19 protein-coding genes and 1 riboswitch are annotated in these 13,184 nt (G+C 67.9%); of the genes, 11 read left to right on the forward strand and 8 right to left on the reverse strand.

From position 1 onward, the window contains the following. Nucleotides 1-104: 104 nt before the first annotated feature. From HPY32_RS15095 to HPY32_RS15110, 4 genes are all read left to right on the forward strand, one after another. Nucleotides 105-425, forward strand: coding sequence for a 2-oxo-4-hydroxy-4-carboxy-5-ureidoimidazoline decarboxylase (locus HPY32_RS15095; protein WP_067585050.1), 321 nt, complete (start codon nt 105-107; stop codon nt 423-425). Nucleotides 426-477: 52 nt separating this feature from the next. Further along, complete coding sequence (locus tag HPY32_RS15100) at nt 478-951, forward strand: YbaK/EbsC family protein (protein WP_067580515.1); 474 nt, start codon at nt 478-480, stop codon at nt 949-951. A gap of 147 nt (nt 952-1,098) precedes the next feature. Continuing rightward, nucleotides 1,099-1,563 (forward strand): flavin reductase family protein, encoded by a 465-nt coding sequence (locus HPY32_RS15105; protein WP_082871118.1) that lies wholly within the window; start codon nt 1,099-1,101, stop codon nt 1,561-1,563. Between the two features lie 102 nt (nt 1,564-1,665). Next, nucleotides 1,666-1,779: riboswitch (SAM riboswitch) on the forward strand. Between the two features lie 48 nt (nt 1,780-1,827). Then, the gene (locus HPY32_RS15110) at nt 1,828-3,147 is read left to right on the forward strand and encodes an aminotransferase class V-fold PLP-dependent enzyme (protein WP_171982870.1); all 1,320 of its coding nucleotides are present in this window, start codon (nt 1,828-1,830) and stop codon (nt 3,145-3,147) included. A 22-nt stretch (nt 3,148-3,169) separates the two neighbouring features. Here HPY32_RS15110 and HPY32_RS15115 read toward each other — a convergent pair whose 3' ends face one another. From HPY32_RS15115 to HPY32_RS15125, 3 genes are read right to left on the reverse strand one after another with little or no spacing between them, the layout of a single operon-like run. Continuing rightward, complete coding sequence (locus tag HPY32_RS15115; protein ID WP_171982871.1) at nt 3,170-3,358, reverse strand: hypothetical protein; 189 nt, start codon at nt 3,356-3,358, stop codon at nt 3,170-3,172. A 54-nt stretch (nt 3,359-3,412) separates the two neighbouring features. After that, entirely contained in the window at nt 3,413-3,859 is a 447-nt protein-coding gene (locus HPY32_RS15120) for a DUF2752 domain-containing protein (RefSeq protein WP_082871117.1), read from the reverse strand. Between the two features lie 39 nt (nt 3,860-3,898). Continuing rightward, nucleotides 3,899-4,276, reverse strand: coding sequence for a glyoxalase superfamily protein (locus HPY32_RS15125; protein WP_067580512.1), 378 nt, complete (start codon nt 4,274-4,276; stop codon nt 3,899-3,901). A gap of 81 nt (nt 4,277-4,357) precedes the next feature. Between HPY32_RS15125 and HPY32_RS15130 the strand changes: the two genes are divergently transcribed. Then, the gene (locus tag HPY32_RS15130; protein ID WP_067580510.1) at nt 4,358-5,146 is read left to right on the forward strand and encodes an SDR family oxidoreductase; all 789 of its coding nucleotides are present in this window, start codon (nt 4,358-4,360) and stop codon (nt 5,144-5,146) included. Nucleotides 5,147-5,159: 13 nt separating this feature from the next. Then, nucleotides 5,160-6,239, forward strand: a complete 1,080-nt coding sequence (locus tag HPY32_RS15135) for an NAD(P)H-dependent amine dehydrogenase family protein (RefSeq protein WP_067580508.1) — start codon at nt 5,160-5,162, stop codon at nt 6,237-6,239. Here HPY32_RS15135 and HPY32_RS15140 read toward each other — a convergent pair. Further along, nucleotides 6,236-6,574 carry a hypothetical protein gene (locus tag HPY32_RS15140; RefSeq protein WP_171982872.1) on the reverse strand — a complete coding sequence of 113 codons (339 nt, stop codon included), beginning with the start codon at nt 6,572-6,574 and terminating at the stop codon, nt 6,236-6,238. The two genes, HPY32_RS15135 and HPY32_RS15140, sit on opposite strands and share 4 nt — an antisense overlap. 132 nt (nt 6,575-6,706) lie before the next feature. Then, a protein-coding gene (locus HPY32_RS46805; RefSeq protein WP_444939652.1) for an IS630 family transposase occupies nt 6,707-7,779 on the reverse strand; the annotation gives its coding sequence in 2 pieces (ribosomal slippage) (nt 6,707-7,242 and nt 7,242-7,779; 1,074 coding nt in all). A gap of 620 nt (nt 7,780-8,399) precedes the next feature. Here HPY32_RS46805 and HPY32_RS15155 point away from each other — a divergent pair. From HPY32_RS15155 to HPY32_RS15175, 5 genes are all read left to right on the forward strand, one after another. Next, nucleotides 8,400-9,560 carry a helix-turn-helix domain-containing protein gene (locus HPY32_RS15155; RefSeq protein ID WP_067580503.1) on the forward strand — a complete coding sequence of 387 codons (1,161 nt, stop codon included), beginning with the start codon at nt 8,400-8,402 and terminating at the stop codon, nt 9,558-9,560. Nucleotides 9,561-9,731: 171 nt separating this feature from the next. Next, nucleotides 9,732-9,968 (forward strand): hypothetical protein, encoded by a 237-nt coding sequence (locus HPY32_RS15160; protein WP_156674082.1) that lies wholly within the window; start codon nt 9,732-9,734, stop codon nt 9,966-9,968. Further along, a complete protein-coding gene (locus HPY32_RS15165; protein ID WP_156674081.1) occupies nt 9,965-10,111 on the forward strand; it encodes a hypothetical protein in 147 nt (48 codons plus the stop codon). Before HPY32_RS15160 ends, HPY32_RS15165 begins: the two co-directional genes overlap by 4 nt. Next, nucleotides 10,108-10,446 carry a hypothetical protein gene (locus tag HPY32_RS15170; RefSeq protein ID WP_067580501.1) on the forward strand — a complete coding sequence of 113 codons (339 nt, stop codon included), beginning with the start codon at nt 10,108-10,110 and terminating at the stop codon, nt 10,444-10,446. Before HPY32_RS15165 ends, HPY32_RS15170 begins: the two co-directional genes overlap by 4 nt. Continuing rightward, a complete protein-coding gene (locus HPY32_RS15175; protein ID WP_156674080.1) occupies nt 10,443-10,940 on the forward strand; it encodes a hypothetical protein in 498 nt (165 codons plus the stop codon). The genes HPY32_RS15170 and HPY32_RS15175 overlap by 4 nt, the downstream gene beginning before the upstream one ends. Before the next feature lie 215 nt (nt 10,941-11,155). On the opposite strand, the gene HPY32_RS15180 is transcribed toward HPY32_RS15175, so the two are convergent. The 3 genes from HPY32_RS15180 to HPY32_RS15190 are packed head-to-tail and all read right to left on the reverse strand — an operon-like array spanning nt 11,156 to nt 13,181. Further along, nucleotides 11,156-12,412 (reverse strand): DUF3631 domain-containing protein, encoded by a 1,257-nt coding sequence (locus tag HPY32_RS15180; protein WP_231951396.1) that lies wholly within the window; start codon nt 12,410-12,412, stop codon nt 11,156-11,158. Beyond that, the gene (locus HPY32_RS15185) at nt 12,409-12,933 is read right to left on the reverse strand and encodes a hypothetical protein (RefSeq protein ID WP_156674079.1); all 525 of its coding nucleotides are present in this window, start codon (nt 12,931-12,933) and stop codon (nt 12,409-12,411) included. The genes HPY32_RS15180 and HPY32_RS15185 overlap by 4 nt, the downstream gene beginning before the upstream one ends. Next, the gene (locus HPY32_RS15190; protein ID WP_067580496.1) at nt 12,930-13,181 is read right to left on the reverse strand and encodes a helix-turn-helix domain-containing protein; all 252 of its coding nucleotides are present in this window, start codon (nt 13,179-13,181) and stop codon (nt 12,930-12,932) included. Before HPY32_RS15190 ends, HPY32_RS15185 begins: the two co-directional genes overlap by 4 nt. Between the last annotated feature and the right edge of the window lie 3 nt (nt 13,182-13,184).

Raw genomic sequence — 13,184 nt, forward strand, 5'->3', positions numbered from 1 at the left:
GCGGCGTGTAAAAGGTACGCTAAATATGCTGCGCCGCAGTGGTTTTGCCCGGCATTCGCAACGGATCATGGACATGTCAGCCATCGATGCCGGAGGCCGCCATGTTGATGATGCACCAGGGTATCGGCCTGGAACGATTCAATGCGCTCCCCCGCAGCCGAGCCGTGCACGCGCTCTACGAATGCTGCTGCTGTGTCACCTGGGCGGAGCGGATCGCCGATCACCGCCCGTACGCCGACACCGAGGCGCTGCTCGCCGCCGCCGACGCCGAACTGCGCGCGCTGTCCGGCCGCGACCTCGACCGGGTCTTCGATTCGCTTGCCCACGAATCGGTTTCGGAGCGGTCCGCGCCGGAGCTGGCGCGGGTCACGCACCGGCGCATCGACCGGATGCTCGGCCCGGCCGAGGGCTACCCCGAGTATTGATCCGCCGCCGATCTTCCGGCGGGCGTCGGTGATCGCCTCTACCCTGGGTGCCATGCGCAGGTCGTTGCCTCCCGTCGCAGCCCGGGTGTCGGACACGCTCATCGCGCGCGGCCACCACGGGGTGATCGTCACCCGGTCCGAGCCCACCCACACCGCCGAGCAGGCCGCGCAGGCCCTCGGCGTCGAAGTGGGCGCGATCACCAAGTCGCTGGTCTTCCTGCTCGACGACGATCCGGTGCTGCTGCTGGTCTCCGGCGCCCACCAGGTGGATCTGGCGCGGACCGGAGAACGCTTGGAGGGCACGCTCACTCGCGCCCCGGCCGAGCTGGTGCGCGAGGTCACCGGGCAGCCGCTGGGCGGCGTGGCCCCCGTCGGGCATCCCACCAACCTGCCGATGTTCGTGGACAACGCGCTGTCCGGGCACCGCGAATTATGGGCCGCCGGCGGGCATCCCAACACGGTGTTCCGCACCTCGTTCCCGGAGCTGGTCCGCATCACGGCGGGCCTGGCCATCGACGTGGACTGACCTGCATGTTCACCGTGGACCGAGGCACGGCCCGGAATATCGGCCGCGCGCGCGACGTAGGTTAGGGCTGTGGACAGTTCACCCGACACCGGTCTGCAGGTACCCGACGATCTGAGCGGGATCACCGCGGCCCAGTACCGCGGGGCCATGCGGCACTACCCGGCCGGTGTCACCATCGTGACCCTGAATTCCGAGGCCCGGCCGGTGGGTTTCACCGCGACCTCGTTCGCCTCGCTGTCGGCGGAGCCGCCGCTGATCTCGTTCAATATCGCGCACACCTCCTCCAGCATCGATGCCATGCTGCAGGCCCGGTCGGTGGTGGTGCACTTCCTCGGCGAGCATCAGCAGCATCTGGCCCAGCGGTTCGCCCGCGCCGCCGACGAGCGCTTCGCCGACCGGTCGCTGTGGACCCCGCTGGACACCGGCGAGCCGGTGCTGCACGGCACCCCGATCTGGGTCCGGGCCACCGTGCACCAGCTCATCCCGATCGGCGACCACACCCTGGTGGTGGGCCTGGTCACCCGGGTGCACGACAACACCGGCGACGAGCCGATCGCGGCGCCGCTGCTGTACTACAACGGCAGCTATCACCGGCCCACCGGGCTGGAGTGAACCCGCCGCTAACGCAGCAGTGAACCCACGGCTATGGGGCACAGCATGTTTCGAACGGGGGGGGGTTGACAACCGCTCCCGGCATCTGACAATCTCGGCTCAGGTCATGAGTGCCAGCGTCAAGCCCCGGCTTGCTGGCCGGCAACCCTCCTCCGCGGTGGGGTGCTCCGGGTGACGACCGGGCCGTCGTCCACAAGGGCACGGCAAGCGCGGACTCCGAAACCGCACCTTGCACCGGAGTCCCTGAGCCGAAGGGATTGCGTGATGCCCGCCGTTCTCGACCAGACCTGTACCGCCCTCGCCCGCGTCTCCGGATGCGATCTGCGAGTTCCGTTGGTACAGGGGGGAACCCGCACCTACGCCAATTTCGACTACGCCGCCAGCGCCCCCGCCCTGGCCCAGGTCACCGACCGGGTGACCGAACTGCTCCCGCTCTACGCCAGCGTCCACCGCGGCGCCGGATACGCCTCCCGCGTCTCCACCGAGTGCTACGAAGCCGCCCGCGGCTCGGTGACGCGCCTGCTCAACGCCGCCGACGACCAGGTCGTGGTGTTCACCCGCAACACCACCGATTCGCTGAATCTGCTGGCGGGCTGCGTGCCCGGCGACACCGTGGTCCTCGACATCGAACATCACGCCAACCTGCTGCCCTGGACCCGGCACGGCCGCCGGGTGGTGCCCGCCGCCGACACCGTGGAGGAGACCATCCGCCGCCTCGTCGCCGAGCTGTGCGCCAAACCCGCTGCGCTGCTGGCGATCACCGGGGCCTCCAACGTCACCGGCGAGGTGCTGCCGCTGCAGCGGCTGGCCGCCGTCGCGCACCAGTGCGGGGCCCGCATCCTGGTCGACGCCGCGCAGTTGGCCCCGCACCGGCGAATCGACCTGCAGGCCACCGGAATCGACTATCTGGCGTTCTCCGGGCACAAGCTGTACGCGCCGTTCGGAGCCGGGGTACTGGTGGGCCGCCGCGACTGGCTCGACGCCGCGGCCCCGTACCTGGCGGGCGGCGGCGCGGTCACCGAGGTCACCACCACCGGCGCGCAGTGGGCGCCCGCCCCGCAGCGCCACGAGGCCGGTTCCCCGAACGTGCTCGGTGTCGCCGCCCTCGCCGCGGCCTGCGACACCCTGGCCGCCCTCGACCCGCAGGCCGTCGCCGACCACGAGCGCACCCTCGCCGACCGCCTGCGCTCCGGCCTGAAAACCGTTGCGGGCGTGCGTTTCCTGCAGATCTGGCCGGACAGCCCCGACAGCGTCGGCATCGTCGCCTTCACCGTGGATGGCTTCGAGCCCGGCCGCGTCGCCGCCTACCTCTCCGCCGAGCACGCCATCGGCGTCCGCGACGGCCGCTTCTGCGCCCACCCCCTCCTCGCCAAACTCGGCATCCCCGCCGCCCTCCGCGCCAGCATCGGCCTGGGCACCACTCCCACCGACATAGACCGCCTCATCGCCGCCCTCACAACCCTCACCACCCAGGGCCCCACCTGGAACTACACCACCACCAACGGCCAGTGGAACCCCACCCCCGAAACCCGCCCCGGCCTCACCACCACCCCCACCCCCGGCGCAGCCCCCTGCACCTTCTAACCCCAAGCCCATCACCCACCCCTCACGGCATCAAATACCGCGCCGCCAGCTCCTCCACCAACGGATCGTCCTCCCCCACCGCATCGAGCGCGTCCAGATCGGCCTCCACCGACACCTGCCGCGTGTCGTCCTGCTCGGGGTCGGGGATGCCGTCCTCCAGGAGCTGGCGGAGCAGCTTCTCGCGCACGCGTGCCTTCAGTGAATCGGCCATGTCGTCAGCATGCCCAGTGCGGCAGTGGAATTCGCCGCACCACGCCGGGCGGGATCACACCGGCGCGAGCCACGTGCCCCAGGGCGTATTGCGCAGCACGGTGAATGCGGTCAGCACCGCGACGATTATCCACAGGGACCCCCAGCTCATGGCGAACGGGAACGGATTCGGCGGCAGGCCGCGCCACCGGCGCAGCGCCCAGCGGCCCCAGACCACCGCGAAGCCCACCAGCAGCGGCAGCACCAGCACATTGCTGTGCACGGCGTCGAGAAGCCGCCCGTCGGTGAGGTTGTGCACGGCCCGCAATCCGCCGCACCCCGGGCACCACAGTCCGGTCAGCGCATAGAACGGGCAGATCCCGTACGACCCCTGCACATGCGGATCCCGCACATGCAGCAGCGCGATCGAGCCCGCCGCGGCACCGCCGACGAGCAGCGGGACTGCGAGGGTGCGCCAACCGCTGCGGGTCGGCCCGGCGGGCAGGGCATGCGCGGTATCCACGATGTTCACGGTAGCGACGAACGACCGTGGCCCGCCAGGTCAGTCGGGCTGGGCGAACCGCAGCGTATTACCGAACGGGTCGATGACCTCGAATCCCGGCCCGCCCGGCCCGTCCTCCGGCGCGCCCGGCCGCGCGAATCCGTACTGCTTCGAAGCCAATTCCGCATGCAGGGCGCCGATATCGTCCACAGCGATCCACAGCGTGGTGCCGGGGGTGCCGTCACCGTGGTGCTCGCTCAGGTGCAGCGTCGCCGCCGCCCGGGACACCTGCGCGTACAGCGGCAGCCCGGGCTCGAAACGATGCTCCCAGTCGACGGTGAATCCCAGGTAGTCACGGTAGAACTCGTACGCCTTGGCGACGTCGAAGATGCGCAGGATCGGAACGGGCGTGGACAAATTCGAAGATTCGGCTGCCATACCCCGATGCTAGCCCCGCCCCTTGACAGACTAGAACTTGTTCTAAACACTGCTTGTGATCGCCGTCACTGGGAGGTACCGATGATCCTGGACCGCTTCCGACTCGACGGCCGGGTGGCCGTGGTGACCGGTGCCGGACGCGGCATCGGCGCGGCGACCGCGCTGGCCCTGGCCGAGGGGGGCGCCGATGTCGTCATCGCCGCCCGCACCGCGACCCAGCTCGACGAGGTCGCCGAGAAGGTGCGCGCGCTGGGTCGGCGGGCGATCACCGTCCCCTGCGACCTGTCGGACCTGTCCGCGGTGGCGGCGCCGGCCGAGACCGCGGCCGCCGAACTGGGCCGCCTCGACATCGTCGTCAACAATGTCGGCGGCACCATGCCGAACACCTTCCTGACCACGACGCCGGAATTCCTCGAGGAGGCGTTCCGGTTCAATGTGTCCACCGCGCACACGCTCACCCGGGCCGCGGTCCCGCATCTGCTGGCGGCAGGCGGCGGGTCGGTGGTCAATATCTCCTCGATGATGGGCCGCTCCCCCGGCCGCGGTTTCCTCGCCTACGGCACCGCCAAAGCCGCACTCGCGCACTGGACCCGGCTGGCCGCCACCGATCTGGCCCCGCGCATCCGGGTCAATGCGATCGCGGTCGGCTCGGTGCTCACCTCGGCGCTGGAGGTGGTGGCGCAGCAGCCGGAGATCAAGCAGCGCATGGAGGCGGCGACGCCGCTGCGCCGGCTGGGCGAGCCGTGGGAGATCGCGGCCGGCATCGTCTACCTGTGCGCACCGGCGGGCGGCTACCTGACCGGCAAGGTGCTCGAAATCGACGGCGGCATCGAACATCCCAATCTCGAACTCGGTCTTCCCGATCTGTAGCAGGAGCTTTCGCATGACCTATCGCGTGGTGCAGTGGAGTACCGGCAATGTCGGGCGGCGCGCGCTGCGGACGATCATCGCCCGGCCGGATCTCGAGCTGGTCGGCGTGTGGGTGTCCGGTCCGGCCAAGGCCGGGCGCGACGCCGGAGCACTGGCGGGCCTGGATCGCGAAATCGGCGTCGCCGCAACGACGGACGCGCAGGCGCTGCTGGAGCTGCGGCCGGACTGCGTCGTCTACACCGCCATGGCCGACGACCGGCTGGGCGAGGCGGTGGAGGATCTGAAGCGTTTCCTGCGCGCGGGCATCAATGTGGTGTCCAGCAGCCCCGTCTTCCTGCAATACCCGTACGGCACACTGCCTTCGGAGACCATCGAGGAGATCGAGGCGGCCGCGGCGGCGGGCGGCGCCTCGCTGTGGGTCAACGGCATCGATCCCGGCTGGGCCAACGACTGGCTGCCCCTGCTGCTGACCAGCGGCTCCGAACGCATCGACGCGATCGTGTGCTCGGAGATCCTGGACTACTCCACCTACGACAACGCCAAGGTCCTGTTCGACATCATGGGCTTCGGCAGCGCCCTCGACGATCTGCCGCTGCTCCTGCAACCGGGCGTCCTCACCCTCGCCTGGGGCAGCGTGATCCATCAGCTGGCAGCGGCCCTGGACCTCCGATTGGATTCCGTCACACAGCATTTCGAGCGCCTCCCCACCCCCGAGCCGCTGCGCGTCGGCGACCGCACCATCGCCCCCGGCACCGCCGCCGCCCTCCGCTTCCAAGTCGTCGGCCTGCGCGACGACCACCCGGCCCTCACCCTCGAACACATCACCCGCCTGCACCCCGCCCTGGCCCCCGACTGGCCGCAACCGGCCGGAAAGGGTTGCTACCGGGTCGAAATCACCGGCGACCCGCACTACCTGCTCGACCTGCGGCTGGACAGCGACGGCGACCACGCCCTCGGCGGCGTGGTCGGCACCGCCGCCCGCCTGGTCAACGCGGTCCCCGCGGTGATCGAGGCCCGCCCCGGCCTACTCACCGCCACCGACCTCCCCCTCACCCCCGCCCGCGGATTGGTGTCCGGACAGTGCAGCGCCTAAGACCCTCCGGCGAAGTCGACCGCCCCCGCCCCGAGATCGACCCGCATCGCCGCCTGCAACTCACGCAGCGCGGTCCGGTAAGCCCGCCGCAGCGCGACATACTCCGGCGACTCCACAACCGCCCCACCCGCGAACTCGTCCCGAATATCCCGCAGCAACTGAAAACACTTCTCGGCCCCGTCCAACACCTCCTGCCCCGCCACCAGCGACATCTCGTACCGCACCTGATAGCACCCCGCATCCCGAAAAACATCGAGCACCGCCGCAGCCCGCCCCCCGTCCCCACCATCCCCCGCCAACGCCACAACCCGCATCCGCTCATGCGCATCGGTCAACGCCGCCAAAAACCGAGAGTAAGCCTCCTGACACAACTTCCGCCGCCCCACCACCTGCTCCCGCCCCCACTTGACCCGCTCATTGAGCGCAGTAGCCAACAACGCAATACAGAGGCTGATTTCGTGTTGTCGTCATGATCGTTTCGGGGTGGGTGTGAGTCCGGTTGCGGTGAGGCAGCCGTCGATCAGGTTGGGGTGGTAGCCGATGCGGTGCAGGTCGCTGCGCACGATGCGCATGAGGTGGTCGGGGTCGGTGATGATGCGGTTGGCCAGCCGGCCTCGCCGCAGTAGTGACCAGATGCCTTCGGTCGGATTCAGATCGGGCGCGTAGGCGGGCAGTTGGTAGACAGTGAGCCAGTCGTGGCCGGTGACGAATCGGCGCATGCCGGCGGTGAGGTGGGTGTTGAGGTTGTCCCAGCAGACCACGATCGGCCCGCCGAGTTGCCGGTGGGCGGCGATGAGCAGGTCCCGGTAGTCGGTCCAGGCGAAGCTCTTCCTGCCCGAACTATTTCGGTCGTGCCGATACGGTCGCCAGATCAGCCGGGACCGATGGCCGGGCTTGTAGCAGGTCAGCGCGGCGATCGATATCCGGCGGGTGGTTCGGCCCCGGACCCGCACGATCGGGGTGTGCCCGCGTGGCGCCCAGGTCCGTGCGGTCGGCGGCGTCATCGTGAACCCGGCTTCGTCTTCGAACACGACCCAGGCTCCGAGCGCCGCCGCGGCGGTTTTACGTGCGGCCACACGTCCTTCACCCACGTCGCGACCGCCGCGTCGTCGCGTTCGACCGCCCGGCGGGCAGGTTGCTGACGGCTCCACCCGTGCCGGTGCAACAACAACGACACCCCCTTGATCGTGTAGGAGATGTGGAACCGGCGCCCGATCACGGTCTTGATCCTGGCCAGAGTCCATTTCTGGTCCGGCCAGCCGTGCTCGGCCGGGCCCTTGGCCAGCTCGTGTTCGAGTACCTGGAACTGTTCGTCGGACAGCAACGGCAGCGACGCGGGGCCCTTGGACCGCAACGCTTCCCGCCCCGCCGATCCCCACGCCTGGCGCCACCGTTGCACCGACCGCACGCTGACTCGCAGCCGGTGGGCGATCACCGCATTGTCCTCGCCCCGGGCGAAAGCGTCCGCGGCTTCCAGCCGCAACCGCTCCCGCAACATCCGTCGCTCGGCGGTCAGCCCACCGCCTTGCGGATACCGCACCCACCAGATGTACCCCACCCACCAGCCACGGCCGTCAAGCCCAGCGACAACACGAATTCAGCCGCTGTAACCGCCCCAAGCGCAGTCCCAGCCAGCGAAACCCATTGCATGCGAGCAACCTACGCGGGAATGGGCGATGGCACAGTACATACGGATGCGCCCGAAGAACGCGGAACCGACAACCCGGCCCCGCAACGGTGACCTGGAGCCGCCTGGGGGAATCGAACCCCCGACCTTTTCATTACGAGTGACCCATTTTCATAGTCTCTCGTCCTTGAAGGTCCAAACAGTCCAGGCCAGAGGCTGTTTCGCGTCTAACGTGTAGGTCCATATCCAACCCGTACGTGCTTGTCTTGGCACACTGTCGGCACGCCGGATACCACCCCTGAGCTGCCCTCTCGTGGGCGTCATGGCACAACCGGCAGGACCGTTCACACCCGTCGGTCGGCGGCAATTTCGCCCCCGCGTAAAAACGCCTGACGCGCGCGGAGTCAGGAGGGCGGGCGGTCCGAATTTTCCAGCGAGGTGCCGACCTGACTACACGACCCGCTGGCCGCGCGAAGCGATCCATGCCGGACTTCCCCTGTACGTCGGACGTCGATCGGCCATAGCCTCGAGTCATGGGCACAGATCTCGGTGAACGTCTCCGGTCGGTTCGGAAGCGTCGCGGACTCAACCAGAAGGAGCTTGCACAGGCTTCCGGGGTCTCTGTGTCCCTGATTCGGAAGATCGAGCAGGGTGAGCGCGAAGACACCCGGATCGACACGCTCCGCCGCCTCGCCGTCGCGCTCGGCTGCCCAGTGACAACCCTTCTCGGGCCGAACCCGCAGCCACCCGAGAGCAGCAACGGCGAGCTGTGGTTGCCCACCCGGCAAGCGATCACCGCGCCGCTTGCCGTAGGTACGACGGAGCCATTGGCGGATCGCAGTTTGGAGGAAGCTCTGGCTGCGGCTGTGAAGCTGTACCACGACAACGAGTACGAAATCCTCGCTCGCGTGCTCCCGCGCTTGATTGCGGACGGGCAGGCATCGACACCGCTTCTGCGGTCACGGATTTTGCAGCTCGCCGGATCTGTCATGGTGCAGACACGGCAGCGGGAAGCCGCGCGAGTCGCACTCGACCAGTCGCTTGCCGAAGCGGAAGCGACCGGGAACGTGCTCGACGCCGCGTCCGCGGTCATTACGCTGTGCTGGCTGCTGCTCGTGGAACGACAGTTCGAGAAGGTGCGCAAGCTTGCCGCCCAGTGGGCCGATCGGGTCGAGCCACGGCTTTCTGTGGCGACGCCGCAGGAAATCTCGACATGGGGTTGGTTGCTACTGCGTGGCTCGGCTGCCGCGATCCGCGACAACCGGCCGGACGAGGCATCGGACATGATGCGCCTCGCGCACGCCGCCGCCGTGGCGATCGGCCGCGAATCCGGTGGCTACCACCAGTATTGGACAACGTTCGGACCGGCCACGGTGGCTATGAAGCGTGTCGAGAATGCCGTGGTGGACGACCGGCCCGACCTTGCGCTGCGGCTGACACGCGACGTGCCTCCGGGCTTGCGACCGACGTCCGATAACCGCAATCGCCACCTCCTCGACGTCGCCGCCGCGCACACCGAGCTCCGTCACTACGACGCCGCATTCGAAGTGCTGTGGCAGCTGGCACGCGAGGCTCGGCCGTGGCTGGTCGAGCATCGAATGGCGAAGGATCTGCTCGGCAGGATCGTGGGTCGCCGTCGCACTCTTACCGATGAGATGAGACAGCTGTCCGACCTGCTCCAGCTGGAATACTAACCAGCACACCACATCTCGCTTACCGTGTGGCATTTCGAAATCGTCGCTTCGTGAATTGCCATTGTTTGCACTCACCCCGGATGTGACGCTCGATTTCAGGCTCCGACTCTGCGCACCACCTCCCTCCACCAGCGGCGGGGCCATCCCAATCGATGCACCAAGGGGGCTTGGATGGCGATCGGACAGGCAGCGGAATCGGCGGTATTGAATGTGCTTGCGCCGGGCGGGATGCTGACCGCGCAGCAGATCAGCGACCAGGCGGAGCTAACCGGTTGGGCGACACGACATGCCATCGAGCAACTCGCGCAACGTGGCCTGATCATGCCGGTAGCGCATCGGTCTCGCTGGTCGATTACTGCGCGCGGCCGTCTGGCTCGCGCGGGATGGACAGGCGGTGAGCGGCCGTGACATTCGTCGGGTTGCTTTTCGCATGCCTGGCCGCGTCGGCGCTGGTGTACGCGGTGGTGACGTTGTGGCCGCAGCGAATTCCGCGTGAGCGGTCGGTGGACGCTATACGGGAGCGTATCGAGTCCGAGGACGGCGAGCAGTGACCGGTGCGGAGTTCCAACCCGAGTCTGCCGCAGCGGCTCACACTCACACCGGCAGCGACGGCGCGGTTACGCCGCTGCCGTTCGGGCCGATCCTTCCCGAGCACGCTACCGACGGATGGGAACTGCGGGGCGACAGCCGCGAATGGTGGCTGGCACGCCGACATGGACTCTGCGACATGGAGATTCGGGCCACCACTCAGCGGTCATGTGCGATGCGGGTACGCCGGGACGGTGCGCTGGTCCGCGAGGCGTCGGCGAGCAGTGTCGAGTACGCGAAACAGCTTGGCCAGCAATGGATCTACGAACACCAGCCACCGGATCAGGGGATAATGTGAGCCAACCGCCTTCGGCTCTGCTGCCAACCGCCGAAGATCTGCTCGACGCGATGGCAGGCAAGCCCAGCGATGACCAATTGCTTACCGCCGCAGCGCAAATGCTGCCCCTCAACCGTCAGAGATACCTCGCAGCTGGGGTACTGATCCACAGCGCCCTGCCCGCAGTGGACGAGATCCAACGCGCGGGAGTGCTGTTGACCAGCGCGGTCGTCGCGTTGTCCCGGCTGGCCTACGCGATCGACTACTACGCCGCCGAACGATTGCGCCACATCGACACCGTGCCTGGCACCACGCAGTCGGCGGCGCGCCTCGGCGAGGCGGCGGGGTGGCTGGCGTTCGTCCTCGCCCGCGACGCTACCGAACGCGCGCTTGGCGGATCGAGGAATGGTTCGGAACTCGGCGAGCTGTGCGATGCCTACAACGGTCTGCGCGCCCGTCTGCTCTCCGGACAGATCACACTGCGGCCACCCGGCACCCCACCCGACGTGCTGTAGGCCGCCCGGTCGCTCCGGGGACTACTGATCCCGGAACCCGTACACCAAGGGCGGCGGTATGCCTCCCGGTCACCGTTGTAAGGGAGTGGGGGACACCCCCCACCTCCCTGCACGAAACAGCCGAAACCGACGAAACCTCTGTCGTTTTCGCAGTTCAGGCGCGTTTCGGCCGGTTTCGATGACTGGCGAGGTTTCGGTCGAACCGAAACCGAATCTCACGCCGAAACTTGCTGGCCTGCGTCATTTCGCTCGTTTCGCCGGTTTCGCTGATAGCCGGGCAGGTAGCGTTCCCACGCCTGTATCAGGCCGGTTTCGCCGTCGATCCGATAGCCCTTGGCACCCGCACCATTGATCTTGACCTGTTTGGACAACACGCCATACCGACCGAGTTCCTTTGCAAGCCAGCGCTGATTGATCGACTTGCCGTGTATATCGGACCATTCCGCCTCCTCGTCAGAGGTGAGAGCGGCGACGACATCGGCGGAGAACATTGTCGTGCGATCACCGAACATCTTGTGAAGGTCACCGAGCAGCCGGATACCGCGCGATTGTTCACCAGCATCGGTGTCGAGCACGAAATGCGCGCAGGCGGCGCGAGCGAGAGTCGGCCAATGACCGCCCGCAAGGTCGGCAATGGCCAGCAATGCCTCCCACACCTCGGCGGGCCGGTCGGCTACCCCCTCCGGCATCTCGGGCCGCGCGCCCGCGAGCACGTCCAGGTTGTCGGTTGCCCATTGCTCCAGAGCTTCCCGGATCGGTGCCGCCTCCAATTCGGCATCCCGTTCACGGAACGGGGCCACCGTTTCACCGGGCGCACGGCGGCGCATGTGAATGGTGACGGCTCGCGTGAGGATCGTCGCCGGAAGATGACCGGAGATCCCCGCCAACGCCAGCGGTGCGAATACCGGGAACTCGCGCACCTTCATATTGCGACTGTCGCCCTCGCACCGATCCACGGTCGCGCCGCGCTTGTATCCGGCATTGAACAACGCTCGCAGGTCCTCGGTTTGCGGATTGGCCGTCCGCCCGAATACGGCATCGGCCTCGTCCTGCAAGATCGTCGGCGGGGCATCGCCAGCCAACGCGATGCGACGGTACAACGCCGCGGTCGTAGTCGAAAGCGTCAGCTTGGGAGACTGACACAGCAGCGCCAGCAGCTCGAGCACGCGCGTCTTGCCGCTACCCGGTTCCGGCGAATCGAGCACCAAGCGCGGCGTCACGTAAAACGCCCGCACGGCCCACGTGTGCGCGGCCCACAATGCGACGGCTACCGAGCAGTGCTCGGACGGGAAGCGAACGTACTTCTCGATCATTGCCTGCACTCGATCCAACAGCTCGAAAGCGGTAAGCGGCGCGGGTGCCGACGTAGGATCACCCGCTGACACAACCGCGTCGATAGGCACCGATCGGACGCGCCGCCGATGTCGGTCGGCAACCCGCTTCACGTCGGCCGGTCCGCGGATTTCACTCATTGGGTGACACCTCCGGCTCGGTGCACCCGCTCCATCAGGGCACGGCCATCCCCACCGCGACTCCACAGCAGACGTGCGATCGATGCCGGAATGATCGGCGGGTAGCCCGCGCCATTGAGATCGGCGCTGGCCGCCGCCCATGCCGACAATTGCATTGCCGTTGGCGCACTACCGGACTCGCGTGCACTCTCCGGCCAGGGATCACCGCCGGGCAGACGCCGCGCCGCCTCAGCGCGGTTGCGCAATTGGAGGCCGATCTCGGTGCAGGCGTAGTCGTCATCCACAACGCGAACGGCCGCCCGACGCGCCGCCCTATCGGCGACGCTCCGAGCTAACGCCCGACCGAGCAACGCATCCGATCCGTACAGGACCAATGCGCCGACTGTCCTGTCGCCAGCGGGTATTGTCACCACGAACTCAGGGTTGTCCAGACCGTTCGGGTTCCGGCCCTCGTCGCCCGCAGCTGCAACTGCGGGGTTCACGACGGGGGCCGCATCGGCGGAGGGAATGTCCGAGATCACGCGACCCCCGACCCCTGCGTGTACGGCTCAGCGGGGCGCGCTGGTGGCTGTAGCCGTAGAAGCTGACGAACCCAGGCGCTCGGAATCCGATACCGGCCACGCACTTTGATCACCGGGACGTCTCCGTCCTTGGCCGCGTTGTAGGCCGTGGAGCGACTGAGGCCCAGGACCACGCCCAGATCCTCGATCGAGATGGTTGGCTCTCCGGCGTCCAGTCGCCGAATCACATCCATGTAGTTCGTTTCCATACT

Origin of the sequence: Nocardia terpenica, assembly GCF_013186535.1 — a bacterium.
Classification (GTDB): Bacteria; Actinomycetota; Actinomycetes; order Mycobacteriales; family Mycobacteriaceae; genus Nocardia; species Nocardia terpenica.